Source organism: Caballeronia sp. INML1, from assembly GCF_023631085.1.
Taxonomy (GTDB): domain Bacteria; phylum Pseudomonadota; class Gammaproteobacteria; order Burkholderiales; family Burkholderiaceae; genus Caballeronia; species Caballeronia turbans.
The window spans coordinates 57,375-80,286 of record NZ_JALQDT010000079.1 but is presented as its reverse complement, the minus strand read 5'-3'; the positions used below and the strand labels follow the sequence as shown (position 1 = coordinate 80,286).

General features: G+C 62.8%; 24 protein-coding genes and 1 pseudogene. 17 read left to right on the top strand and 8 right to left on the bottom strand.

The genetic code is table 11. The features are described from left to right. Window positions 1-84: 84 nt before the first annotated feature. Window positions 85-321: a hypothetical protein gene (locus tag NCR38_RS32075; protein ID WP_250478336.1), complete on the bottom strand. Its 237-nt coding sequence runs from the start codon at window positions 319-321 to the stop codon at window positions 85-87. A gap of 168 nt (window positions 322-489) precedes the next feature. On the opposite strand from NCR38_RS32075, the gene NCR38_RS32070 reads away from it, so the two are divergent. From NCR38_RS32070 to NCR38_RS32035, 8 genes are all read left to right on the top strand, one after another. Beyond that, window positions 490-1,023, top strand: coding sequence for an RNA polymerase sigma factor (locus NCR38_RS32070; RefSeq protein WP_061118443.1), 534 nt, complete (start codon window positions 490-492; stop codon window positions 1,021-1,023). Further along, a complete protein-coding gene (locus tag NCR38_RS32065) occupies window positions 1,020-1,853 on the top strand; it encodes an anti-sigma factor (protein WP_250478335.1) in 834 nt (277 codons plus the stop codon). The genes NCR38_RS32070 and NCR38_RS32065 overlap by 4 nt, the downstream gene beginning before the upstream one ends. Window positions 1,854-2,306: 453 nt before the next feature. Beyond that, complete coding sequence (locus tag NCR38_RS32060) at window positions 2,307-3,434, top strand: sugar ABC transporter substrate-binding protein (protein WP_061118442.1); 1,128 nt, start codon at window positions 2,307-2,309, stop codon at window positions 3,432-3,434. A 36-nt stretch (window positions 3,435-3,470) separates the two neighbouring features. Then, entirely contained in the window at window positions 3,471-5,033 is a 1,563-nt protein-coding gene (locus NCR38_RS32055; protein WP_061118441.1) for a sugar ABC transporter ATP-binding protein, read from the top strand. Continuing rightward, window positions 5,030-6,010: an ABC transporter permease gene (locus tag NCR38_RS32050; RefSeq protein WP_250478334.1), complete on the top strand. Its 981-nt coding sequence runs from the start codon at window positions 5,030-5,032 to the stop codon at window positions 6,008-6,010. The genes NCR38_RS32055 and NCR38_RS32050 overlap by 4 nt, the downstream gene beginning before the upstream one ends. Then, window positions 6,007-6,993: an ABC transporter permease gene (locus NCR38_RS32045; RefSeq protein WP_250478333.1), complete on the top strand. Its 987-nt coding sequence runs from the start codon at window positions 6,007-6,009 to the stop codon at window positions 6,991-6,993. The genes NCR38_RS32050 and NCR38_RS32045 overlap by 4 nt, the downstream gene beginning before the upstream one ends. Before the next feature lie 175 nt (window positions 6,994-7,168). Then, entirely contained in the window at window positions 7,169-8,689 is a 1,521-nt protein-coding gene (locus tag NCR38_RS32040; RefSeq protein WP_061118438.1) for an ATPase domain-containing protein, read from the top strand. Between the two features lie 4 nt (window positions 8,690-8,693). Further along, entirely contained in the window at window positions 8,694-10,376 is a 1,683-nt protein-coding gene (locus NCR38_RS32035; protein WP_061118550.1) for a response regulator, read from the top strand. A 41-nt stretch (window positions 10,377-10,417) separates the two neighbouring features. Here the strand turns inward: NCR38_RS32035 and NCR38_RS32030 are convergent, their stop codons facing one another. From NCR38_RS32030 to NCR38_RS32015, 4 genes are all read right to left on the bottom strand, one after another. Then, a complete protein-coding gene (locus tag NCR38_RS32030; RefSeq protein ID WP_250478332.1) occupies window positions 10,418-11,248 on the bottom strand; it encodes a CmcJ/NvfI family oxidoreductase in 831 nt (276 codons plus the stop codon). Between the two features lie 90 nt (window positions 11,249-11,338). Beyond that, on the bottom strand, window positions 11,339-11,572 hold the full coding sequence (locus NCR38_RS32025) for a hypothetical protein (RefSeq protein ID WP_250478331.1): 234 nt from the start codon (window positions 11,570-11,572) through the stop codon (window positions 11,339-11,341). Next, window positions 11,569-12,984, bottom strand: a complete 1,416-nt coding sequence (locus NCR38_RS32020) for a YeiH family protein (RefSeq protein ID WP_250478330.1) — start codon at window positions 12,982-12,984, stop codon at window positions 11,569-11,571. The genes NCR38_RS32025 and NCR38_RS32020 overlap by 4 nt, the downstream gene beginning before the upstream one ends. Before the next feature lie 282 nt (window positions 12,985-13,266). Then, window positions 13,267-13,488, bottom strand: a complete 222-nt coding sequence (locus tag NCR38_RS32015; RefSeq protein ID WP_061118435.1) for a hypothetical protein — start codon at window positions 13,486-13,488, stop codon at window positions 13,267-13,269. Between the two features lie 394 nt (window positions 13,489-13,882). On the opposite strand from NCR38_RS32015, the gene NCR38_RS32010 reads away from it, so the two are divergent. Beyond that, complete coding sequence (locus tag NCR38_RS32010) at window positions 13,883-14,872, top strand: sulfonate ABC transporter substrate-binding protein (protein WP_250478329.1); 990 nt, start codon at window positions 13,883-13,885, stop codon at window positions 14,870-14,872. Window positions 14,873-14,887: 15 nt separating this feature from the next. Here the strand turns inward: NCR38_RS32010 and NCR38_RS32005 are convergent, their stop codons facing one another. Continuing rightward, on the bottom strand, window positions 14,888-15,112 hold the full coding sequence (locus NCR38_RS32005) for a hypothetical protein (protein ID WP_061118432.1): 225 nt from the start codon (window positions 15,110-15,112) through the stop codon (window positions 14,888-14,890). 268 nt (window positions 15,113-15,380) lie between these two features. On the opposite strand from NCR38_RS32005, the pseudogene NCR38_RS32000 reads away from it, so the two are divergent. Beyond that, a pseudogene (locus tag NCR38_RS32000) lies at window positions 15,381-15,479 on the top strand (cupin domain-containing protein); the annotation flags it as partial. Window positions 15,480-15,521: 42 nt separating this feature from the next. Here NCR38_RS32000 and NCR38_RS31995 read toward each other — a convergent pair. Then, on the bottom strand, window positions 15,522-16,166 hold the full coding sequence (locus NCR38_RS31995) for a hypothetical protein (protein ID WP_250478328.1): 645 nt from the start codon (window positions 16,164-16,166) through the stop codon (window positions 15,522-15,524). A gap of 423 nt (window positions 16,167-16,589) precedes the next feature. Here NCR38_RS31995 and NCR38_RS31990 point away from each other — a divergent pair, with 423 nt between their 5' ends. The 7 genes from NCR38_RS31990 (at window position 16,590) to NCR38_RS31960 (ending at window position 22,386) form a co-directional block, all read left to right on the top strand. Then, on the top strand, window positions 16,590-17,690 hold the full coding sequence (locus NCR38_RS31990; protein ID WP_250478327.1) for a PHB depolymerase family esterase: 1,101 nt from the start codon (window positions 16,590-16,592) through the stop codon (window positions 17,688-17,690). Window positions 17,691-17,903: 213 nt separating this feature from the next. After that, complete coding sequence (gene phaP / locus NCR38_RS31985) at window positions 17,904-18,470, top strand: TIGR01841 family phasin (protein WP_143756339.1); 567 nt, start codon at window positions 17,904-17,906, stop codon at window positions 18,468-18,470. A gap of 375 nt (window positions 18,471-18,845) precedes the next feature. Further along, window positions 18,846-19,562 (top strand): hypothetical protein, encoded by a 717-nt coding sequence (locus NCR38_RS31980; RefSeq protein WP_250478326.1) that lies wholly within the window; start codon window positions 18,846-18,848, stop codon window positions 19,560-19,562. A 30-nt stretch (window positions 19,563-19,592) separates the two neighbouring features. Then, window positions 19,593-20,069: a YsnF/AvaK domain-containing protein gene (locus NCR38_RS31975; protein WP_250478325.1), complete on the top strand. Its 477-nt coding sequence runs from the start codon at window positions 19,593-19,595 to the stop codon at window positions 20,067-20,069. 52 nt (window positions 20,070-20,121) lie between these two features. Further along, complete coding sequence (locus NCR38_RS31970; RefSeq protein WP_250478324.1) at window positions 20,122-21,024, top strand: YsnF/AvaK domain-containing protein; 903 nt, start codon at window positions 20,122-20,124, stop codon at window positions 21,022-21,024. Window positions 21,025-21,092: 68 nt separating this feature from the next. Continuing rightward, window positions 21,093-21,269, top strand: a complete 177-nt coding sequence (locus NCR38_RS31965) for a hypothetical protein (protein ID WP_250478323.1) — start codon at window positions 21,093-21,095, stop codon at window positions 21,267-21,269. 241 nt (window positions 21,270-21,510) lie between these two features. Then, entirely contained in the window at window positions 21,511-22,386 is an 876-nt protein-coding gene (locus NCR38_RS31960; RefSeq protein WP_061118426.1) for a manganese catalase family protein, read from the top strand. A gap of 64 nt (window positions 22,387-22,450) precedes the next feature. Here NCR38_RS31960 and NCR38_RS31955 read toward each other — a convergent pair whose 3' ends face one another. Continuing rightward, window positions 22,451-22,867 carry a response regulator gene (locus NCR38_RS31955; protein WP_250478322.1) on the bottom strand — a complete coding sequence of 139 codons (417 nt, stop codon included), beginning with the start codon at window positions 22,865-22,867 and terminating at the stop codon, window positions 22,451-22,453. Window positions 22,868-22,912 lie beyond the last annotated feature (45 nt).

The window sequence follows — 22,912 nt, the reverse complement described above, 5'->3', positions numbered from 1 at the left end:
TACTTCCATCGCCCTGATTTATTTGGATTGCTAACTGTTCATACTGCTTCGATGCGTTTTTCAACGTCCGGCATCAACCTTGAATCACGCGCCGAGCGCCCGGCGGATCGCAGCCTGCACGGCCGGCATGTCCCCGCGCTCGCACAGCGCCGCCCAGCCCGCGAGCGTTTCGCGATCCACCGCAGGCGTTTCGCAAAGTTGTGCAAATCGTTCGAGGGTCGCCGCCGAACCGACTATGCTATGAAAACGTTCGCGTCCGATGCACGCGTCCAGCATGACCGCCATGCCTGCTTGCCGGGCCCGGTCGAGGAGGGTCTCCATGATCTGTCTCCTATTCGGTGGTTCGAGTGCGCCGCGTTGCGCGATCCGTGACCCGAAAACAGCCGCCCGCGCCTGCTTATTCCGCAAAAAAACTCGAAAAATTCGTGGAATAGATTCCAGCCTGGAGTGTTGTCAATCATGAGTGCGCCCATTTCAGGAGTTGCGCCGATGAACGACGACGACCTGCAAACCGTCCTGCCGACGCTGTTGCCGCGGCTATGGCGATTTGCACTGCGGCTCACGCAGAACCCGCACGACGCCGAGGATCTCGTGCAGCGGGCGTGCGTGCGGGCGCTCGAGCGGCGCAATCAGCTTCAGCCGGGCACGTCGGCGCTCAGCTGGCTGTTTTCGATCGTGCACTCGACATGGATGAACGAACTGCGCGCTCGTTCGATTCGAAACCGCGGCAGCATGGACTGGCAGGACGAGGAAATCGAATCCTTCGCCGATCCCGCGGCGCACAATCCGGAGCTCGATTTGTTGCATCGGCAGGTGATCGACGCCGTGGAGGCTTTGCCCGAGGCGCAGCGTGTCGTGATGGTGCTGGTCGCGATCGAAGGACTCAGCTATCGCGAAGCCGCCGAGGTGCTCGACGTGCCGATCGGCACGGTCATGAGCCGGCTGTCGCGCGCGCGGCTGACGATCGGCCAGAAGTTCAGTGCGCAGTCGCCGGCCGCGGCCCGAAAAGGAGAATCATTATGATGAATGTCGATGACACGCTGCTGATGGCCTATGTTGACGGAGAGCTTTCGCCCGAGCAGCGCGCGGAAGTCGAGGCGGCGATCTCGCATTCCGACGAACTGGCGGCACGGGCCGCGGCATTGCAGGCATCGGTCCTGCCTTACCGCGCAGCTTACGACCGGCAATCGGTGCCGCCCGTGCCTGAAAGCCTGACGCGGCGCATCGAGGAACTTGTGAGCGTCAGCGCGCCGCAAGAGCGCGACGCGCGGCGCGGCAGCCGCCGTTTTTCGATGCAATGGGCCGCCGCGGCCTTCGTCGCAGGTGCGATCTGCTCCGGCGTGCTCACCGGTTATCTCGGGGGCGTGAATCCGTTGAAGCCGGGGGTCGATCCATGGGTGCAGAGCGTCGCGGATTATCAGGTGCTCTACGGGCGCGACACGGTTGCCAATATCCGGGAAGACAAGGCCACCACCGAGCAGGTGCTGGCGGATATCCATCAGCGCGACGGCATGCCGGTCGACGTTCCCGATCTGCGTCAGGTCGGCCTCAAGTTCAAGCGCGTGCAGCGCCTGAACTATCACGACCGTCCGCTCATTCAGATGGTGTATCTGCCGGAACGCGGCGATCCGGTCGCGCTGTGCGTGATCGAGGAAAACGAGGGCGATGCGCCGGTGCGCGCGAGTCGGGTCGGCGAAATGAAAACGGTCACGTGGCGCACGAATCGGCTCGCCTACGTGCTGCTCGCGAAGACGCCTTCTCTCGACTTGCAGGCTATCGGCGACAGCATCGCCAGTGGGAAGACGGCGCCGCTCTACAGCAGCGCCAGTGCAGACGTGGCGCGCGACAGCTAGGCTCACGCGTGCGCCGCGTGCCATGCTTTCGAACTGTCGGGCCGCTGCTCCGGCTAGCGCGAGGCCCGCGTGAACTCGCCGGCCTCGCGCGCGAAATGTGCCGGCATCGCCGCGCGCAGCGGTCCGCGTCGCGCGCCATGACGGCCGCAAGCCGATCGTGCTACAGCCTTTCCCATCAAGCCTTTCAGCCCGATTGCGTCATACATGGCGCACGCTCGTAAACCACTATCGCGCGTGGATTGGTATGCCAGTACTGTCACACGCGAATGTGTACGCGCGTGCCCTTCCTCGCGCTTCGAGGGGCGCCTTTGGAAAAAGTCCTGCTGCCAGTCCGATCGCATCCCGCCTGGCAAATCTGAAAGATTCCTCGCTTTGCGCGCACCGTGTCGCGAATCCACGACGAGCCCTGTGCGCCAGCAGTCGTTAGATTCAATCCAACAAAAAGGAGACAACATGCGTCCAGGAATCAAGGTGCTTCGAGTGGCGGCGAGCGCGGCACTGGCGCTATGCGCAAGTGCGGCTTTCGCGCAGGCTTCGATCGTTTCCGGTCCGTCCAGCGATCCGGCGTGCATGGTTCCCTGGAAGAGCGACACGAAGTTCGTCAAGTATCCGAAGAAGAACGGCCCTTACCGCATCGCACTCGTGAACGGCTATATCGCCAACACCTGGCGCATCCAGATGATCAAGACGGCCAAGGCGTACACCGCGCAACCGGCGGTCGCCGCGAAACTCAAGGAATTCAAGGTCGTCTCGACCGGCGAGGACGTCCCGGCGCAGATCTCGGCCGTCAACAACTTCATCGATGCGGGCTATGACGCGATCATCGTCGATGCGCAGAATCCGTCCTCGTTCGGCCCGGCGATTCGCCGCGCGAAGAAGGCCGGCGTCGTGCTGATCGCGTTCGACAACACGCTCGACAGCGAAGACGCGATCAACGTCGACGTCGACCAGTACGGGCTCGGCGTGCTGTGGGCCAAGTGGCTCGCGAGCCATGTGCCCAACGGCGGCAAGGTGCTCGAGGTGCGCGGCGTGGCGGGCACCTCGGTCGATACTGACCGGCACAATGGTTTCCAGAAAACGCTCGACGAGACCGGCAAGAAGTGGAACATCGTCCAGGTCTACGGCAAGTGGGACGACGGCGTCGCGCAGAAGGCCGCCGCCGACGCCATTGCGGTGCAGGGCCATTTCGACGGCATTTCGGCGCAGGGCGGCGACACCGGCGTCGTGCGCGCCATGATCGACGCGAAGCATCCGTTCGTTCCGTTCGGCGGCGAGACGGAAAACGGCTTTCGCAAGTTCTGCGCGCAGTACGGCAGCCAGGGCCTGAAATGCACGTCGGCGGGCAGCGGTCCCGCGCAGGTGGCCGTGGCGATCAAGACCGCGCTCGCCGCGCTGGACGGTCAGACGATTCCCGTGGCGATCAAGCTGCCCCTCGACATCACGGACGATGCGAAGCTGAAGGCGGGCGTCAACTACTTCCCCAACGAATCCGACAACTTCTTCGTCGGCAACTCGTTTCCGACATGCGGCATCAACTTCTCCGCACAGGAAATCATGAAGCAGAGCCAGGGCAACCAGTAACCGGACGATGGCCGGCCACGTGACGGGAGACGAAGCATGCGGCAGGACGCAGAGCGGCCGTTCTTTCAGATGTCCGGGGTGTCGAAAAGCTACGGCGGCGCCGTCGCGCTGGATCACGCGGAACTCGCGGTGCGCCGGGGACGCATTCACGCGGTCCTCGGCGAGAACGGCGCGGGCAAGTCCACGCTGCTGAAGGTGATGTCCGGCGTCGTGCAGCCGGACGAAGGCACGATGCACCTCGACGGTCGCGAAGTCTCGTTCGCGTCGCCCGCCGCGGCGAACGCGGCCGGCATCGTCTGCGTGTATCAGGAGTTGTCGCTGATCCCCGACCTGAGCGTGGCGGACAACATCTTCGCTTCGAACCCGCCGCGACGCTTCGGCATGATCGACCGCCGCGCCCAGCGCCGCCAGGCCGAGGCCGCGCTCGCGCGCGCCGGCGCGGCCGACATCAATCCGCTTACAAAGGTCCGCGATCTGCCGCTGTCGCGCCAGCAGATGGTCGAACTCGCGAAGGGGCTGGCCCACGAGCCGCGCATTTTGATTCTCGACGAAGCCACGTCGGCGCTGACCGCGGCCGACGTGGCGCGCGTCATCGACGTGCTCAAGCGCCTGCGCGACGAAGGGCTCGCGCTGCTGTTCATCTCGCACCGGATGCACGAGGTGAAGGCGCTCGCGGACGAATGCACCGTCTACCGTAACGGTCGTCATGTGATGAGCTTCGAGGCAGGCACGCGCTCCGACAACGAGGTTGTCGAAATGATGATCGGCCGCAAGTACCAGCATGTGTTTCCCGCCAGGCCCGCGGACGCGCCCGGGCAGCGCGGCGCCGCCGCACCGGTGCTCGCCTGCCGAGACCTCGCGTGGAACGACACCCTGCGCGGCGTCAGCTTTTCTGTGAGGCCCGGCGAAATACTCGGGCTGGGCGGCCTCGACGGACAAGGCCAGCGCGAACTGCTGCTCGCGTTGTTCGGCGTGCTGCGCGGTTGCACAGGGGCGATCGAGATCGATGGCAAGGCCGTGTCGATCGAAAGCCCCGTGGCCGCCCGCGCCAATCGCATCGGCATGGCGCTGATTCCGGAGGACCGCAAGACCGAAGGGTTGATGCTGCCGATGTCGGTGCGCGAAAACCTGTCGTTTGCCGCGCTCGATCGCATGTCCACCGCAGGCGTGATCGATCGCGACCGCCAGCAGTCGTTCGTCGACCGGATGATGGCGCTCCTCGCGATCAAGTCGTTCAGCGTCGATGCGGCCGTGGGCTCGCTCTCGGGCGGCAACCAGCAAAAGGTCGTCATCGCGAAGTGGCTGGTCCGGCAGCCGCGAATCCTGCTGCTTTGCGACCCGACACGCGGCATCGACGTCGGCACCAAGCAGGAGATCTATCAGTTGCTCAGGCGGCTCGCCGACGAGGGCGCCGCGATCGTGTTCTATTCGACCGACTATGACGAGCTGATCGGCTGCTGCGACCGCGTGCTCGTGCTGTACGAAGGCAGGATCAAGAAGGAGCTGGTCGGGGCGGCGATCACCGAGCAGAGTCTCATCGCCAGTGCGCTGGACCTGCCCGTCGGACAGGTTGCGCCTTCCACAGGAGTCGCGCCATGAGCGGATTGCGCTACTGGTATGCGGAAAATCGCGGGTCGGCGTTCGCATTCGGCCTGTTCGTGCTGATGTTCGCGATTTACCTCTTCAACTATCCGTCGACGTTGTCGGCGAATGTGTTTCAGACGGCGGCCAACAAGGCGGTATTGCTCGCGCTGGTGTCGATGGGCCAGGCGCTCGTCGTGCTGACGGCGGGCATCGATCTGTCGATCGGAACGATGCTCGTGCTGACGAATTGCCTGGGATCGTGGATCGTCACGGGCGACGCGCTGCACAGCGCGCTCGGCATCGCCGGTGTGCTCGCGGCGGGCGCGCTGTGCGGCGCGCTCAACGGCGTCATCATCATTTTCGGCCGTCTGCAGCCCATCGTGACGACGATCGCAACGGGCGCCGTCTACTACGGACTGGCGCTGCTGCTTCGCCCGGTGCCCGGCGGCGCCATCAACGAAGATCTCGCCGACGCCCTGACCGGCAAGGTCGCCGGCGTCGTCCCGGCCAGCCTGCTGATTTTGCTCGCGGCCGTGGTGATCGTCTGGGTGCCCTTCAAGCGCTCCGCGATCGGGCGCGCGGCTTATGCAACCGGCTCGTCCGAACCCGCGGCCTTCCTCTCCGGCATGCCGATCCGCCGCGCGAAGTTCGCGAGCTACACGCTCGCCGGCCTGCTCGCCGCGATCGGCGGCCTCTTTCTGACGTTCTTCACGGACACGGGCGAAGCGAGCCTCGGCAGCGCCAACTCCTATACCTTGTTTTCGATCGCCGCCGTGGTCATCGGCGGCGTGTCGCTGCTGGGCGGCAGGGGCAGCGCGATCGGGGCGGTCTTCGGCGCATTCGCGTTCCGTTCGATCGGCGACCTGCTGTTCGTGTTCAACGTCGATGCGCTGTGGCAGCCGCTCTTCCAGGGCGTGATTCTTCTGCTCGCGGTCTCGATCGGCGCGTGCGGGCTGTTCCGGGTGCGCAACCGCCTGGAGTGGTTCCAATGAGCGACGTGTCCGCAAACGGCCGCAGCACGTTCGTGTCGAGGCTCGCGCGCCGGATCGACAAACCGATCGTGATCGCGTTCGCGTGCATCGTCGCGCTATTGCTCGTCGGCGGAATGTATTCGCGCAGCTTCACGTCGCCGGAATACATCCTGCTGCAACTGAAGGTCGGCGCGTTCCTCGGCATCATCGCGACCGGCCTGATGATGGTGATCCTGCTCGGCCACATCGACCTGTCGTTGCCGTGGACCATCACGGTCGGCGCGATGATGGCGTGCGCCGTCGCCGGGCACGGCGAACTGGGACGCGTCCTCGCGATTCCGGTCGGGATCGGTTGCGGCGTGCTGATCGGCGTCGTCAACGGCATTCTCGTGGCGCTCCTGCGCATTCCGTCGATGATCGCGACGCTCGCAACGAATGCGGTCGCGCAGGGCATCATGATCGTCTACACGGGGGGATCGTCGCCGCAGGATTCCGCGCCGGACGTGATGCGATGGCTCGCGGCGGGCTGGCTCGTGCCGGGCGTGCCGAATGCGGTCGCGCTGTGGGTCGTGATCGGCGGCGCGACGATGTTCCTGCTGTCGCGCACGACGTTCGGCCGAACGCTGTACGCGATCGGCAACACCGAACGCGCGGCGTATCTTTCCGGCATCGATACGCGGCTCGTGACCGTGGCCGCTTTCGCCGTGTGCAGCGCGTTCGCGGCATTCGGCGGCGTGCTGCTCGCAGGTTATGCGTCGAAGGCCGCGCAGTCGATGGGCGATGCCTACCTGTTGCCGGCCATCGCGGCGGTCGTCCTCGGCGGCACGTCGATTCTGGGCGGTCGCGGGTCGTACCTCGGCACCGTGGCTGGCGCAATTCTCATCACGCTGCTGCAGTCGATCCTCTCGGTCGCACAGATGCCCGAAGCGGGACGTCAGATCATCTACGGCGTGGTGATCGCAGCGATGTTGCTGCTGTACGGGCGCAGCAAGCCAGAGGCGTAGATCACCGAGGCGGCAATCGCGTCGTAGCTGCGAATCACCAGGTTTCGAATCCCTTTCTTTCGCCGCGAACCCGGTGCCGCCCTGGCCGCTGCGCCATCGACCGCGGCCGGGGGGGCTCGTTTCTTGCTCGCTGCCGCTTCTACCGATCCGTACATTCATATCGAAGAGCGCGCATATGCCGGAAAAACTGCTTCACGCCCCGAACGGCCGCATCGAATCCGGCATTCTGGGCCTCGACGACATCCTGGGCGGCGGGCTGACCCCTCACAGGATGTACCTGGTGGAAGGGGCGCCGGGCGCAGGTAAAACGACCCTCGCCCTGCAATTTTTACTCAAGGGCGTCGAGAACGGCGAATCCGGCCTCTATGTCACCTTGTCCGAGACGAAGGCGGAACTGATCGCGGTCGCCGAAAGTCACGGCTGGGACACGACACGATTCACCATCACGGAATTGCTCTCGGATGAAGGGCTGGACCCGAGCTTCGAGCAGAGTGTGCTGCATCCTGCCGAGGTCGAGCTGGGAGAAACCGTTCGCGACGTGATCGCCAAGGTCGATGAGATGAAGCCCGCCCGGCTCGTCTTCGACAGCCTGTCCGAGCTTCGCATGCTGTCGCAGAATCCGCTGCGCTATCGTCGCCAGATCCTTGCCCTGAAGCGTTATTTCGCGACGCGTGCCTGCACCGTGTTGTTGCTCGACGACAATACCTCGGAGCCGGGCGACTTGCAGTTGCACAGCATCGCGCATGGCGTCATTAGCCTCGACAACGTGACGCACGATTACGGCGGAGAACGCCGGCGCCTGAGGATCGCGAAAATGCGCGGCATCCGGTTCCGCGAAGGCTTTCACGACATGACGCTCAAGACGGGCGGCATCGAGGTCTATCCGCGTCTGATCGCAGCCGAGCATCACACGGACTATTCGTCCAGCGCGCTCAGCACCGGCACCGGCGGCCTGGACGCGCTGCTCGGTGGCGGACTGGTTCCGGGCACCAACACGCTGATCGTCGGGCCTTCGGGCGTCGGCAAGACGACCACGGTCGCGTCCTGTCTTCTCGCTGCGCTCGAACGCGGCGAGCCGTGCACCTACTATCTCTTCGATGAGACGCGCATGACGCTCCTGCGTCGCTCGACGAACCTCGGCATCGACCTGCGGCCGCACCTCGATAGCGGACTGCTGACGCTTCGCCAGATCGACCCCGCCGAAATCGCTCCCGGCGAGTTTGCGAGCGACGTGCGCAAGTGCGTCGAGGAACACGGTGCACGATTCGTCGCCATCGACAGCCTCAATGCGTATCTTCAGGCCATGCCCGGTGAACGCTATCTGCTCCTGCAGATGCACGAATTGCTGACCTACCTCAACCAGCGCGGCGTGATTACGTTACTGGTGCTGGGGCAGCACGGCATCATCGGAGAAATTCAAAGCGACATCGACATCAGCTATCTCAGCGACGTCGTCCTGTTGTTCCGATATTTCGAGCGTCACGGCGAAGTCCTGAGCGCCATTACCGCGGTGAAGAGTCGCGCGAACGGACACGAGCGCTCGATCCGGCAGTTCCGGCTCGACAGTGAAGGACTGGTTGTCGGTGAAGCGTTGCGCGACTTCGAGGGCATCCTGAGCGGCCTGCCCTCGTATTCCGGCGATTCGCCCATGCTTGCGCCGGCCCGCGGCGAGTCACTCGAACCTCCGGGCCGATGACAACATGGAGTATCGCGTTCTAATTCTGGCCCCGTTCGGCCGCGACGCCCGTGTGATCACCGACGTCCTCGCGCCGGAAAATCGCACGTGCTTCGTATGCGCCGACTTGCATGAGCTTGCGACGGAACTCGACCGGGGCGCGGGCCTCGCCATCATGACCGAAGAGTCGCTTCGGCATGACAACGGTGCGGCGATTGCGCAATGGCTGCAAAAGCAGGCGGCCTGGTCGGACCTTCCGGTGGTGCTGCTTTCCGGGAAACTCTCGAGCGGGCGTTCGGCGGCGAGCATCGACATGCTCGAGCGACTGGGCAATGTCCTGGTGCTCGAGCGGCCGTTGAATTCGGAAACCCTGCGCCGCGCGGTCGCCTCGGCGTTGCGCGCTCGCACTCGACAATATGACGCACGTCGACATCTTGCGGAATCGCAAGAGCATCTGATCGAACGGGCACAAGCTCAGGAAGCACTGGAAAAGCTCAACGCATCCCTCGAGAGCCGCATCGAGGAGCGCACGCAGGAACTCGCGTCGGCGAACAATCGCCTCATGAAAGAGATTCATGAGCGCGCCAAGGTGCAAGCAGTGCTCGTTCAGTCTCAGAAGATGGAAGCGCTCGGACAGTTGACGGGCGGCATCGCGCATGACTTCAATAATCTGCTCAACATCATCATGGCGAACGCTGAACTGCTCTCGCGCATCAGCGATGACGAGCGCGTCCGCAGGATGGCCGCGACGACGAAGCGCGCCACCGAACGAGGGGCGAAGCTCACCGCGCAGTTACTGACGTTTTCCCGCACGAGCAACCTCGACCTCAAGGCAATCAACGTTGCCCCATTGTTGGACGGAATGCGAGACATCATTTCGATCTCGCTTGGATCGCATATCGACTTGTCGACGACTTCGAGTTCCAGACACCTCTGGACGAAGGCCGATGCCAACCAGCTCGAGCTCGCGGTCCTGAACCTCGCGATCAACGCGCGCGACGCGATGCCCGGCGGCGGACGCCTCTCCATTCATGCCGACGAACGAACGTCGGACGATGCGGCGCTCCCTGCGGGACGTTATGTCGTGGTCAGCGTCAGCGATTCCGGCTCCGGTATCGAGCCGAACGTGCTCTCACGTGTCTTCGATCCATTCTTCACGACCAAGCCGATTGGAAAAGGAACGGGGCTTGGACTCAGTCAGGTCTATGGCATCGCTCGACAAGCGGGCGGCGAAGCGCGCATCGAGAGCGAGCCGGGCAAGGGAACGACGGTGCAGATCTGGCTTCCGGTCAGCGTGAGCGATATTGCGGAGTCGAGCGTCGAAGCCGCTTCGCCCGATGTCCCGCTCCTTGCACGTCACATTCTCGTCATCGAGGACGACGAAGAAGTGCGCGCGATGCTCGTCGAATGCCTGGAGGTGCTGGGCTATAAGGTCACGCACGCGCACGACGGCGCAAGCGGCTTGTCGCGCCTCGACACCGACAAGCCGGACTTGCTGATCGTCGACTATGCGATGCCGGGCTTGAACGGCGTGCAAGTCCTCATGCGTGTGCGCGATATCCGGCCCGACATTCCAGTGATCCTCGCCACCGGATACGCGGACGTCGATATCGCAAAGATCACGGCAACGCACTTTACCGCGCTGCGCAAACCTTTCCAGCTCGACGAACTCGCACGCACTGTCCGCGCGGCGCTCAAGGCCCATTGATCGATCTTGTCTGGGAACGAGCGACGGCGGCTCGTTGCGCTTCAGAAAAACAGCAAGGTGCGCAGTTCGATGCTGCGGCGCGGCCGCGCGTCGGGCGGCGAAGCCGGATCGTCGAAGGCGGTGTGCGCGGTGAGGCGCGCGAGGCCATCGCCCGCCGAGTCGTAGATCTTGATGAGCAGCGCCTCGTCGGGCGACATCCGCGGAAAGTAGTACCAGCGATGCCGCGGGTTGTGGACGAACGCATAGGTTTCGCCGGTCATCGTCGGATAGATGAAGTCCTGCGCGACGATGTCGCGCTCATCGATGCTGCGCGAGTCGCACAGTGCGAGCGGCGAAGACTCGACCACGTCGCCCACCGGCCGCCACAGATTGACGATCCCGAAGCGCCCTTGCAGCAGTCGCGCGGCTTCGTCGGCGGGAACATGATCGCGTACGCGGCGCGGTCCCGATACGAAGGTCTGATCGTTGTGGATCAGATGCACGGGCTCCCTGACACCGTTCGCGCGCGCGGCGCTGCCGTCGCGCAGCGTGTGATCGAAGATGACGACGCGCTTCGCGCCCGTCCACTGCTTCAGCAGACGCTCGGATTGCGAGTAGTAGACCGAACGAATGGCGGCATCGTCGGAGAAATCGGACAGTGCGCTTGGCTCGCGATGCAGCTCGAAACCGTTCCTGTCGAGCGACAGACCGCCCGGCGGCGGTCGCAGCCGCGCATTCGAGATCGTCACCGCATGCGTGCGATATTCGCCGGTGCGGCGCGGCACGCCGGGCGGCGGCTCGTAAGCGTAGGCAGTCGGCCTGACGCCCGTGGGCACGAGATAGTTGAGTGCGGCCTCGACTTCGACCGGTTGTTCGACCACCACATCGCTCATGGTTTCGCTCCGTGCAGGACCATTGCTTCAAAATCTAGGCCGCCGGGAACGGTTCCACAACGAAGCTTTTCTGCAATGCATTGCAGGTCGTCAATCGTGAGACGGCGTATCGACTGCCGCTCGCGCGACGAACGCGATGCAGCGATCACGCGGCATCGTCAGCCGGTCGTGGCGCAGGCACAACCGGCTTTCGCCCAAGCTCGCGCCGTACGCCGAGCCGAACGACGCAAGCCCGGGGATACGCTTTTCGAGCAACGCGCGGTCATCGGCCCAATGGCGGCATCGCCCGCATTCGGGCGCGCCCGCGCAAGACCGCGCGCTCATTGCCCGAGCGCCGACCAATACGGCGCGAAGAGATGCACCGACAGCAGATAGCCGATCACGACATTGACCGCGACGCCTGCCGTGAAAGCCGCGAGCGGCCGCGCGCCGGTTCCGGCGAGCGTCGAGAAGCGCGTCGTCAGTCCGATGCTCAGGAAGCAGAACGTGAAGGCCCAGGTGCGCAGCGCGACGATCGGCGCGACGAACGCGGGCGTCACGATGCTGCGATAGTCCGCCAGCGTGTAGTGCGATGCGATCCACGTGACGATCGCCGAAGCGACGACGAAGCCGATCACGAACTTCGGAAAGCGCGTCCAGATTTCGCGGGCGCTCGGTTTGGCCTGCACGCCGTCGGCGGCATCGCGCTCCCAGCGTGTAGTCGCGACGATCGCGAGCACGAACGCCCAGATGCCGATCCAGATATCGCGCCCGACGACCTTCATCAGCACGAAGGCCTGCAGCGACGCATCGGGCGCGCCGGCCACGACGCCCGGCGCATGCCGCGCGAAATCGCCGTAGGCCTGCGCAGCGGCGATGCCGGCGGCATCGGCGAATTCGGACGTGCCGATCCATGCGCCCGCGACGCCGGTCGGCAGACCGAGCGCGCGCGAAACGGCGGGCAGCGCGAACACCATCACGATCGCCCAGACGACGACCAGCGTGATCGCCACCGACGCCTGTTCGCGCCGCGCGCGCACCGCGCCGGCGATCGCGATGGCGGCCGACACGCCGCATACCGCGCCGCCGACGCCCAGCACCGCGGCAAAGCGCTTGTCGATGGCAAGCGCCCGCGCCGCGCCGTAGATCACGAAGAAGGTGACGAGCGACACGATGGTTGCCTGTCCGATCGCGACCGGTCCTGCCCAGACGATCAGCGTGAGCGGCAGCGTCGCGCCGAGCAGCACGATGACGACCTTGATATAGAACTCGACGCGCAGCGCCGGTGCGAGCCAGGCGGGCAACGTGAAGAGGTTCGACACGAAGAGCCCGAGCGCCAGCGCGATCAGCGGCGGTTCGAGGTTGTAGGCGCTCGCCTCTACCCATGCGCCCGCCGCGAAGATGATCGTCGACACGACGAAGATGACGAGAAAGCCCGCGAGGAATCGCCCGACGTGCAGGCCGAGCGCGGCGATGGCAACCGAAAACACCGCCGCGAACGTGATGAAGAGCGCGACGTAGCCGCTCGCATGCTTGCCGAGATCGCCCGCGAGTTGCCCGATGCCCGACCATTTCGCCGGCGCGACGGCCAGCCATTTGATGCTGCTGCCCGAGGCGAACAGCGCATACGCGACGACGATCGCAAGCAAGCCGATGGCGACTGCCCACCAGTCTTCCGTGCCGAAAGGTTTGCGCGCTTCGCTCGACGGTGCGGCGTTTCCCGCGACGGCGTCGCCGGAAATCGATCTGTTGCTCATCGGTCTTCCCCTTTGCGCGGCGGATCAACGCTTCAGTATGAAATCGTCGGCTGCACAGCGGAAATGACTTTTTTGTCTTTCGATATAGCCACCGATAATGCGTGCGGGCCGGCGGCGGTTATCTGATCGTCGAGGCGCTCGTGGTCGTGCTGCGTCGCGCCGATCGCGTAGCCTGCGCTGACGCCGACCCCCGATGCGCCGTCGAGCGCCTTCGCGGGATTCTCGAACGAAGCCTTGCAGATCGAGTAGCTGCCCGAACGTTCGAGACAGCCGGGTCCGATGCTACTTGCGCCGTCTCGCGTGAAGGGTTTCGCGGCCGGCGTACACGGACATGAAAACGCCCACGAGCAAGGCCGCGACACCCAGCGACTGGTCGACCGTATCGGCGAACGAGGACACGCCGCGGTACCACAGTGCCACGCCGATCGCCGTCATGATCAAACCGAACACCAGTCCCCATTCGGGGCCGCTCGTCGACGACGTGACCCGGTGAGCCATCTTCATCTACTCCTCCCTTACGATGACAAACTCCGCTTCTTCACCGCGGGCCGTGACGCGCCGGTCGTGACGCGCCCCTTGCCCGGCGAAGCGGAAATTCAAACGCCAATAGCCCGGCAGCACGAAGCTGTCCGCGCCGGCCTTTGCATATTCCTGCAGCGCGCCGCCACTGTCTGTGCGTCGCCGACCAGAGGCCGCCCACGGCTTCGCAACAGTCCAGGTCCGAAAGCAGACTGAGAGATTCGGCCCGGCGTTGCGCGCGAACGCGGTGAAATCGGCTATCCACCGGAAGCACAAGCATATGAACGCGATGACGATAGCGTTATATCCATTGCTACGTTGGTCCGTATGCGCCTTCGCTCTACGATCTGAGGCTCCTTAGAAACGCCGGATTCCCGTCATGTCCAAACGTAGACCTATCGCTGCTCGCCGTGCTTTCCTGTCTCTTTCCGCGCGCGCCGCGGCGAGCGCCGCCGCATTTGCCGCGATGCCCGCATCCTTCGCGCAGCAGGGCGCGCAAGGAGAGCCGCGCGTGCTTCGCATCGGCAACCAGAAGGGTTATCTGAACCTGCTCAAGGGACGCGCCACGCTGGAAAAGCGGCTGGCGCCGCTCAACGTATCCGTGAGCTGGACGGAGTTTTCCGCCGGCCCCGTGCAACTGGAAGCGCTCAACGTCGGCTCGATCGATTTCGGCGATGTCGGCGAGGCGCCGCCGATCTTCGCGCAGGCGGCCGGTGCGCCGCTCGCGTATGTCGCGGCGACGCCCGCGCGACCGCAATCCGAAGCCGTGATCGTCCCCGCGCAATCGTCGATCAGAGCGGCGGCGGATCTGAAGGGCAAGCGCGTGGCGCTCAACAAGGGCAGCAACGTCCATTACTTTCTCGTGAAGCTGCTGCGCAAGCACGGTCTCCAGTATGGCGACGTCGAACTGGCCTTTCTCGCCCCCGCCGATGCGCGCGCCGCGTTCGAGCGCGGCTCCATCGATGCGTGGGTCATCTGGGACCCGTTCTTCGCCGCGGCGCAGAAGACGCTGAATGCGCGCATCGTGGCGGATGCGAGCGGCGTCGTCGGCAATCGCGCTTACTATTTTTCGTCGCAGCGTTATGTGGCGAAGAATCCCGATGTGATCCGCATCGTCATCGAGGAAATCAAGGCGGTCGATCAGTGGGGCAAGCAGCATCCGGACGAACTCGCGCGCGAGCTCGCGCGGCTTTGGGGCTTGCCGCAACCTGTCGTCGAACTCGCGGTGAGCCGGCAGGCGTTCGGCACGGAGGTCATTACGCGCGACATCATCGGCGAGCAGCAGCAGATCGCCGATACGTTCGTCGAGCTCGGCCTCATACCGAAGCACGTCGATGTGCTCAAGGCCGCACCGCCCGATCTCGCCTGAGCGCCGCGCGCCCTGTCACGCACCGGCGCGCGCGGACTTGCTGCGCTGATCGATCCATAGCCGGGCCCAGCGCGCCGCATATGCGATGGCGTGATCGGGCTCGAAGAAGTAGTCGAGCGCATCGAACGTAAACGATGCCCCGCTCGCCGCCGTGTGGCTCTCGATAATCAGGTTCGCCGCATACAGGCCGCTCGGCAACGCATGTGCGGACGGTGCCACGTCATATCCCTTGTATCGCATGAAGTTTTCCTGGAAAGCCGCCAGAGCGTGAAATCATCTCTGGCGCCCGATGCTAAAGCGCGATGCGCGCATCGCCAACGAATGCTTTGGCGAAAGCAAATCAGCGGCGGCATCGTTTGGTCATCACAGCGCGCTTCGTGTCTTTTTTCGATGTAGCGGGGATGTTTTGGATAGCGAATTAATTCTTGACGAGGCGCGCAGATGATTGGCGAAGCTGTCTCGGACTACAGGCGAACCAGACGATTAGTTGCAAATCGAGCGAGGCAGGGAGCCGCGATTCGGAATCCCCGCAGGCGATGTCATCCAGTGTCCGCCCGGGCACAAGCACAAGCACAGGCACGGCGCGACGTCGACGACCGCGATGACGCTCGCTACGAGATTCGCGCGTGAGCGCCTTTTCCAAAGCGACTCAGCGTGGGACGTTCGCCTCACAGTCTTCCCAGTACCGCAGCGGGTCTCGATTGTGTGGATAGCGCGCGCTGAGCCAGTTCGACAGCCGGCTCCAGTCCGGATGATTCGTACCCGTTTGCGCCGACCAGACCGATGACCTCTCGAGGACCTGGCCAGTCTCGCGGTCGCGGACAAGCACGCTGCCTAATCCGCTCGTGCTGTTCGCTTGCGACTCCACCAGGTAGCGCGGCAATATCCTGAGCTCGGCATCCTTTGCCCAGCCGTAGACGGCGCGTACCACGTCGGACGAATCTCGCAACTCTGTCGGTCCTGTTCCCGGGCGCACGGCTTTCCATCCTTCAGGAAAATCGCCGACAACCTCGTTTTCGGTCACTCTCACCCACTTCACGCGCCACGCCTGCGCAAGCGCCTCGCGCATGCGGGACGCGGACGCGTAGCCACTCGGCAACTCGATCGTCACCGGAAGCGTGATGAGATTGTCTTTCCAAAGCTTGGTTTCGTCGTCGGCACGGCTCGCCGCCTTGACCGGCTCGTCACCGAATGGGTTTTCCGGTCGGCTCGCTGCTCTCGTGGTGCCGGCCGGCAGGCCCTCAAAAAGCCGCTCGGCATCCTGACGCGTAACTTTCGTCTTTCCTTTTTTCATCGCTTTCTCTGTAGTGGGTAGTCTCTGGACCATGGATTTGCTTTCCTTCAGGCACGTTTCGCTCTATAAGTGCCCAGAGTCTTATTCTGCGCTATGCGCGTGCACTCGGCGCGGTTGCCGGAAACGATGACCGTATGCCTGCTTCCACCCGGTATGTCGACATCTTGTGGTACCGACACGCGTAAGTATTTATCTTCGCCTTCGTGTTAAGGGTAAACGCGAGTACGATGATATCGAAGCGCACAATTACAAATCTTGATCAGCCGCACTAACCGCATCTGTTTTTCCCTGACTACCTTAATTTGCAGCGTTTGCCCCCGCCGGGAAATAGGCCATTTCGAGTTTCGCTGGCCGCCCGGTGACACGCCTGTATCCAATCCACGCTTGACACTTGCTTGTGTCATTTCTAAATAGAAGCGTCCAATGAAAAATTTCAACGTAGCAGCCGCAAGAAGCAATTTGAGCCATCCGCCCTTCGACAGCCAGTTACCCCCCAGATTAGGGTTATTCGTTTCGGCCGTTCCTAATGACGATTTCACCGAAGCATCGAATCTCGATTCGCACTCACCGAAATCAGGCAATAAAACCGAACGCGCGCTGCAACCGGGCCCGCAATGGCTCTCCGGCCGATTTTCCCACCCCACGGGCGTGCATGAATTCAAGGTCTACGTGCCATCGAGCTATGACGGCGCAGCCACATCGTTGATCGTCATGCTTCACGGCGCAGGCCAGGACGCCGACGACTTTGCGCTCGGCACCGAAATGAATCTCGCCGCTGAAAGCGGCGGTCATATCGTCGTGTATCCCGAGCAGGGAACCAGTGCCAATATGTTCCGATGCTGGAACTGGTTTCGGCCGGCGGATCAGCTCCGCGATTCCGGCGAAGCCTCCATCATCGCAGGCATCACGCGCGAGGTGATGGCATCTTACGAGATCGACCCGACGCGGGTTTTCATCGCCGGAATGTCGGCGGGTGCCGCGATGGCGGTCAATCTTGCGGTCACTCACCCCGATCTTTACGCGGCGGCTGGAATTCATTCCGGCCTGGCGTTCGGCGTCGCCGACGAAGCCTTTTCGGCGATGTCTGCAATGAGGATGGGCACCTGCGCGCCCCAGCTGAGCGCCGCGCGAGATGCGATAGGCGTGCGCCGCGCGGTGCCCCTTATCGTCTTTCATGGCGATCAGGACACTACGGTGCATCCGCAAAACGCCGAGGTCCTCATGCAGATGCATCGGAGCCTGATAGCCGGGACCGAGGACGCGCGCGCATCGGTTACGACCGAGCTTGGACAAGTGGAGCAAGGCTATCCCTATACCCGCAATACGTTTTGTCATGGCGGCGGCGAGGTTTTCGGCGAACAGTGGCTGATTCACGGGCTTGGGCACGCCTGGTCGGGCGGCGATTCCAACGCCACGCATACCGACGCCCGGGGACCGCACGCTGCGCGCGAGATGATGCGGTTCTTCGACGCCGTCGCCGACGCACGATATGCGGCTCAATCAGGTGGCGTGCTGGAAGATTAAATGGGTCGTTTATACCTGTTCCAAGTCATTCGGGGAATTATCGAAATGGGGCGGCGTAAAAAATACGAGCCGGGAATTTGATTCCGGGTTAACTGAAATAAGGCTTGACGCTCGAATTTAATGCTGTAGCATGAATTTCACTGTGCGGTGCAACAACAGATTTGCCGCGTTGCCTCGGATTCAAACCCTTTCTAAATTTCCACGGGATATTCCATGTTCATGATTTCTCCGCAACAAGTAGCAGCGTTTCAAAAAGCCAAATTCCAGGCCTGGATGAGCCTGACCGATAAATATATGGACGGTTTTCAAAAGCTGACGCAATTGAATGTGCAAACGGTCAGAACGCTCATTTCCGAAAACGAGGGTGCAGCTAATTTAACGCCTGAGAACGGGAACGACGTGAGCGAATGGCAATCGAATTTGCTCAAGCAGTTTCAGGAAAAATCGGCATCGTATAGTCGCCATTTTTATGCAATTGTCTCGGCGACCGGTGAGGATGTGGTGCGCGAGGCGCAAAGCCAGTTCGCTTCGTATGGCGGTCAAGTCAACGAGGTCTTAAAGACCGCGGTGGAAAACGCATCCGCGGCGTCCGAAAAGGCTGCTGCGGCTGTGGAGACAAACCTGAAGCAGGCGACCTCGGCATCGTTCGACGCCACAGCGAACGCGGCGGATTCACTCGCGAAGGAAACCCAATCGAATGTCTCGGCCGCGGGCAATGCCGTGAAGACCGGCGCCGATACCGCCATGCAGTCGGTGAACAAGCCGAATCAAAAGCATTGAATAGCTGGGTCTGCTCGTTTCAGCACGACCCATTGCAGCAACAAGGACCCGCTTTCGAGCGGGTTTTGTATGCCGAAGGCCGGTCGAGCACGCCCAGCGAACTTCGCGTGGCAGCCAGTCCAGCTCCTTGAAACTTCCCTCAGCTCGAACTCTTTCGAGCGCATCCGTCGCCGTAGCGTCCACGGGTAATTAGACCCATCGGCACTCATAGATTGAGTGGATATCGCTTAATTGCGCTCATCCGGGCAACGGAACGTGCGCATAAGGCCTCGCTCCATCCGCTTCGCCCCCTGGGCATAGCCGTTGCGCTACCAACCTCAGCACCACCTCCGAAAACTCAATGTTTTTCGGTTTCCTAACGATATGGATTCGAACATGCGCCTGCTCACTACACAAGACGGTCTTCCCCGCATCTCCTGGGGTGCCGTCATCGCCGGGGTCATCCTGTCCCTGATCGCTTACCTCGTTCTCACCGTGCTCGGAACGGCTATCGGAGCGTCGGTCCTGTCGCCGCTCACTCAGCCCGACCCCACGCGCGGCTTCGCGTTCGGTTCGGGCGCTTACATGATCGCGATGACGGTCATCGCTGTCTTCATCGGTTCGTACTTCGCCGGCCGTTGCGCGCCGGTGTTGGGCTGGCTTCACGGCCTCCTCGCCTGGGCGGTGATGATCATCGTGATGGCTTACGGTGCAACGTCGCTGGTCGGCAGCGCCGTCAACACCGCGGGCAATATTGCATCGACAGGCGCGACGGTGACCGCCGCCGCGAATCCGTCCGCCGCCAGTGGAACGATGATGGGTTCGCTCAAGGCTCAGGTTCAGGGCGCGGTGGCCTCGGCGACCGCCATGGCCTCCAGTCCTCAGGCTGAAGCCGATACGCGCCAGGCGGCCGACACGGCAGCGCGCGGCGTTGCCCGTGCCTCATGGTTCTCTTTCGCGGCACTCGTGGTCGGCGCGATCATCGCCCTTGTTTCGGGTGGCGCGGGCTTTCGTCATCAGCCGCGGTTCGAGGACGCCGGCGGTGCTGCCTACGAGGACGATAACGTCCGCTCGACTGACCGCACCGCACCGCGCAGCCGTCCTGCGCACTGAGCGACGCGCCTCGCGAACCGGAGCACGGACATGAGCAGTGACGCTGAACCTATGCGGGAACTCGCTAGCGACTCGGCTACGCTGACTGCTAGCGAGGAACGGCTAGCCCTTTCGGCCCACGAACAGGAAACCGGCGCGGTTCGCGTTCGCACCATCACCCATACCGAACTGCGTGAGCTTCCCGTTCTGCTGCACAGCACCGCCGTGCAGATGGAACGTGTTGCAGTCAATAAATTCGTCGATGCCGAGTTCGCTCCGCGCAAAGAGGGCGACACCTTGATCGTGCCCGTCTTCGAGTATGTGCCGGTGACCGAACTCCGGCTGATGCTCAGAGAAGAGCTGCGTATTACGACGGTCGTCTCCACCACGTCCGACGTCCACGTCGCCGAGGTGCAGCATCAGGAAGTCGTCGTAGAAAGACGAGTCGGATCAGCTGGAGACTGGATCGCGGACCCCGCGATACCGTCCTCAGGCGTGGGCGAGTCCGCTTCAAATCCCGCTGTATAGATTTCAATTTCTGGCCGGCCGTCAGGCTGCCAACATATATTCGGAGCTACATATGACTCAGGCAATCGTAGGTGTATTCGACTCGTTTCAGGATGCTGAGACCGCTGTCTCGCGCCTAGTCCAAGGCGGTCTCGACCGCGCCGACATGGAGGTGCACGCCACCGGGCAAGCAAACGTGCCCGGCGAGCGCACGGTGGTCGATACGCGCTCGTCGACCGCGACGACGGACGAAGTCGGCGTATTCGGCAAGATCGAACATTTCTTCAGCAATATGTTCGGCGCAGACGATCGGCCGGACGAGGTGGGCGACTATCAGGAAGCCGTCCGACGCGGCGGCGCATTGCTCACCGTCACGGTGGTCGATGAAGCGCACGTCGGACTGGTGCGCTCGACTCTGCATGAAGCGGGCGCCGTAGATATCGATGAACGCGTAGCGCAATGGAAGAGCAATGGCTATGCAGGCTTCGACTCCACCGCCAAGGCTTACACGCCGGATGAAGTTGCCGCGGATCGCAAAGCGTTCGCGGTGACGCGTGAATCGCTCGACGTGGGCAAGCGCGAAGTGGAGACCGGTGGCGTGCGCGTCTACTCCCGTGCCACGGAAACGCCTGTTTCCGAGACCGTGAATCTGCGCGAAGCCCACGCGACGATCGAGCGCCGGCCGGTGGATCGCGTCGCCACGGCCGCCGATCTGAAGGAAGGTTCGGTGGAAATTCGCGAGACGGCTGAGCATGCAGTGGTGGCCAAGACCGCACACGTCATCGAAGAGGTCGTCGTAGGCCGCGAGGCAACCGAACGCACGGAAACCATCAACGAAACCTTGCGCGGCACGGACGTCGAAGTCCAGCATGTCGGCGCCGGCACGGCCGGTCTCAAGACGGCGGAGCAAGAACGTCCGCCCGGCACGCAAAGCGCGGACGATGCGATCGTAAAGACGCCGACGAAATCCGTGTAAGTGAAAACCGGGGCGATTGCCGGGCGTCTCTGAATGGCGCTCGCCCTGGCTCTTGTGAGGGACATTCCATGAAAAATCCCTGGACGAAAAAGAATCCGTTCATGAGCATGTGGTTGAGCGGTGCGAACACGGTGATCGGCTCGGCGCGCGGTCGTGCGAATGCCGCAGCGAAACGCGGCGTGGTCGATTTCTGGACCGCGGCGCTCACACCTGCCAAAGCAAAAAAGCGCAAAGCAAAGCGTTAGCCCACTTGCGGTGCCGCCTCTCAACGCGAGATGCAGGCACCCGTCTTATCGACACCCGATAACTGAAACTAACCACGCCAAAGCGATTTTCGCTTTGAGAACTGAGCGCCTTCATCAGAAGGCGTGCCGCGTCAATTCTGGCGCGGGACTGCTCGGCGAAATATCGTCATTGGCGAGAGCGTCCGATAAATACGGGACGTCTCGTGCACATGGCGAAGACTCTTCTTCAAAGGAAAACGTCGTGTTCATTCACAACAAGCGCCTCCAATACACCGTGCGCGTCGCAGCGCCCAATCCCGGTCTCGCTAACCTGTTGCTCGAACAGTTCGGGGGACCGCAAGGCGAACTCGCCGCTGCATGCCGATACTTCACGCAGGCCGTGGGCGAGGACGATCCGGGTCGCAAGGATCTGCTGTTCGATATCGCGACCGAAGAACTGAGCCATCTGGAAATCATCGGCTCGATTATCGCGATGCTGAATAAGGGTGCGAAAGGCCAGCTAGCCGAGGCGGTCGAGAGCGAGGCAGAACTCTATCGCTCGATGACAGGCGGCGGCAACGATTCGCACACCACATCCCTGCTTTATGGCGGCGGACCTGCCTTGATCAACTCGGCCGGCACGCCGTGGACGGCCGCGTACGTCGATACGATCGGCGAACCCACTGCCGACCTGCGTTCCAACATCGCGGCCGAAGCGCGCGCGAAGATCGTTTATGAGCGGCTCATCAACGTGACGGACGATTCGGGCATTCGCGACACGCTCGGCTTTTTGATGACGCGAGAGATCGCGCATCAGAAATCATTCGAAAAAGCCCTTCATTCGATACAGCCGAACTTTCCGCAAGGCAAGCTTCCCGGCTTCCCGGAATTCGCGGGCGTCTACTACAAGATGTCGCAGGGCGACGCGGCAGTCACGCGTGGCCCGTGGAACGACGGACCGGAGTGGACGTTTGTCGGCGATCCCCAACCCGCAGTGGATGGCGGCGATGGATTGGCGACGGTAACGGTGACGCCGGCGGATGTCGAAACGCTGCAAGCCATGGCTGCACGCACGGCGTCCGATCCCAGCAGCGACCCGGTCACGGGTGCTGAACTCGGAGCAGGCCAAGCTGCGTGATCGGGTTGGTGTAACAGCAATGCAAAAGCGGCCCGAGGATGGGCCGCTTTTTTTGCATTGGCTGTCAGGCCTTGCCATCGACTGGCGGAAAGTGCCTGATCGACTTGTCAAGATGAAAGTCGAGCGTTCGCAGAAGCGCTTCGAACTGAACAGGCTTTGTGAAGTGATAGTTGAATCCCGCTTGAATAGAGGCCAATCGATCCGCAAGAGAGTCCAAAGCCGTCAGCGCGATCAGCAAGGGGGGCGCTTTTGAAGCCACGGTCCGAACGTTCCGTGCGACCGTGCGCCCGTCCATGACCGGCATTTCTATATCGAGCAACGCGATATCGGGCTGCCAACTCAGGATGACTGTCAGTGCGGAATATCCATCGATCGCGGTGCGAACTTCGAATCCCTCGAGCACCAGTGCGTCTGCGCAAGCCTGAAGCGTCACGCTATCGTCGTCGGCCAGGAGTAGCCGGGCTCCTGTGTGTGTGCGCATTGTCTTCTCCAGGATGTCAGGAACATCACGCGCACTTGGCATTCC

Bases quoted from the DNA above. Each gene is read 5' to 3' on its own strand.
- NCR38_RS32075 (WP_250478336.1), bottom strand. From the start codon at position 321: ATGGAGACCCTCCTCGACCGGGCCCGGCAAGCAGGCATGGCGGTCATG.
- NCR38_RS32070 (WP_061118443.1), top strand. From the start codon at position 490: ATGAACGACGACGACCTGCAAACCGTCCTGCCGACGCTGTTGCCGCGG.
- NCR38_RS32065 (WP_250478335.1), top strand. From the start codon at position 1,020: ATGATGAATGTCGATGACACGCTGCTGATGGCCTATGTTGACGGAGAG.
- NCR38_RS32060 (WP_061118442.1), top strand. From the start codon at position 2,307: ATGCGTCCAGGAATCAAGGTGCTTCGAGTGGCGGCGAGCGCGGCACTG.
- NCR38_RS32055 (WP_061118441.1), top strand. From the start codon at position 3,471: ATGCGGCAGGACGCAGAGCGGCCGTTCTTTCAGATGTCCGGGGTGTCG.
- NCR38_RS32050 (WP_250478334.1), top strand. From the start codon at position 5,030: ATGAGCGGATTGCGCTACTGGTATGCGGAAAATCGCGGGTCGGCGTTC.
- NCR38_RS32045 (WP_250478333.1), top strand. From the start codon at position 6,007: ATGAGCGACGTGTCCGCAAACGGCCGCAGCACGTTCGTGTCGAGGCTC.
- NCR38_RS32040 (WP_061118438.1), top strand. From the start codon at position 7,169: ATGCCGGAAAAACTGCTTCACGCCCCGAACGGCCGCATCGAATCCGGC.
- NCR38_RS32035 (WP_061118550.1), top strand. From the start codon at position 8,694: ATGGAGTATCGCGTTCTAATTCTGGCCCCGTTCGGCCGCGACGCCCGT.
- NCR38_RS32030 (WP_250478332.1), bottom strand. From the start codon at position 11,248: ATGAGCGATGTGGTGGTCGAACAACCGGTCGAAGTCGAGGCCGCACTC.
- NCR38_RS32025 (WP_250478331.1), bottom strand. From the start codon at position 11,572: ATGAGCGCGCGGTCTTGCGCGGGCGCGCCCGAATGCGGGCGATGCCGC.
- NCR38_RS32020 (WP_250478330.1), bottom strand. From the start codon at position 12,984: ATGAGCAACAGATCGATTTCCGGCGACGCCGTCGCGGGAAACGCCGCA.
- NCR38_RS32015 (WP_061118435.1), bottom strand. From the start codon at position 13,488: ATGAAGATGGCTCACCGGGTCACGTCGTCGACGAGCGGCCCCGAATGG.
- NCR38_RS32010 (WP_250478329.1), top strand. From the start codon at position 13,883: ATGTCCAAACGTAGACCTATCGCTGCTCGCCGTGCTTTCCTGTCTCTT.
- NCR38_RS32005 (WP_061118432.1), bottom strand. From the start codon at position 15,112: ATGCGATACAAGGGATATGACGTGGCACCGTCCGCACATGCGTTGCCG.
- NCR38_RS31995 (WP_250478328.1), bottom strand. From the start codon at position 16,166: ATGAAAAAAGGAAAGACGAAAGTTACGCGTCAGGATGCCGAGCGGCTT.
- NCR38_RS31990 (WP_250478327.1), top strand. From the start codon at position 16,590: ATGAAAAATTTCAACGTAGCAGCCGCAAGAAGCAATTTGAGCCATCCG.
- phaP (WP_143756339.1), top strand. From the start codon at position 17,904: ATGTTCATGATTTCTCCGCAACAAGTAGCAGCGTTTCAAAAAGCCAAA.
- NCR38_RS31980 (WP_250478326.1), top strand. From the start codon at position 18,846: ATGCGCCTGCTCACTACACAAGACGGTCTTCCCCGCATCTCCTGGGGT.
- NCR38_RS31975 (WP_250478325.1), top strand. From the start codon at position 19,593: ATGAGCAGTGACGCTGAACCTATGCGGGAACTCGCTAGCGACTCGGCT.
- NCR38_RS31970 (WP_250478324.1), top strand. From the start codon at position 20,122: ATGACTCAGGCAATCGTAGGTGTATTCGACTCGTTTCAGGATGCTGAG.
- NCR38_RS31965 (WP_250478323.1), top strand. From the start codon at position 21,093: ATGAAAAATCCCTGGACGAAAAAGAATCCGTTCATGAGCATGTGGTTG.
- NCR38_RS31955 (WP_250478322.1), bottom strand. From the start codon at position 22,867: ATGCGCACACACACAGGAGCCCGGCTACTCCTGGCCGACGACGATAGC.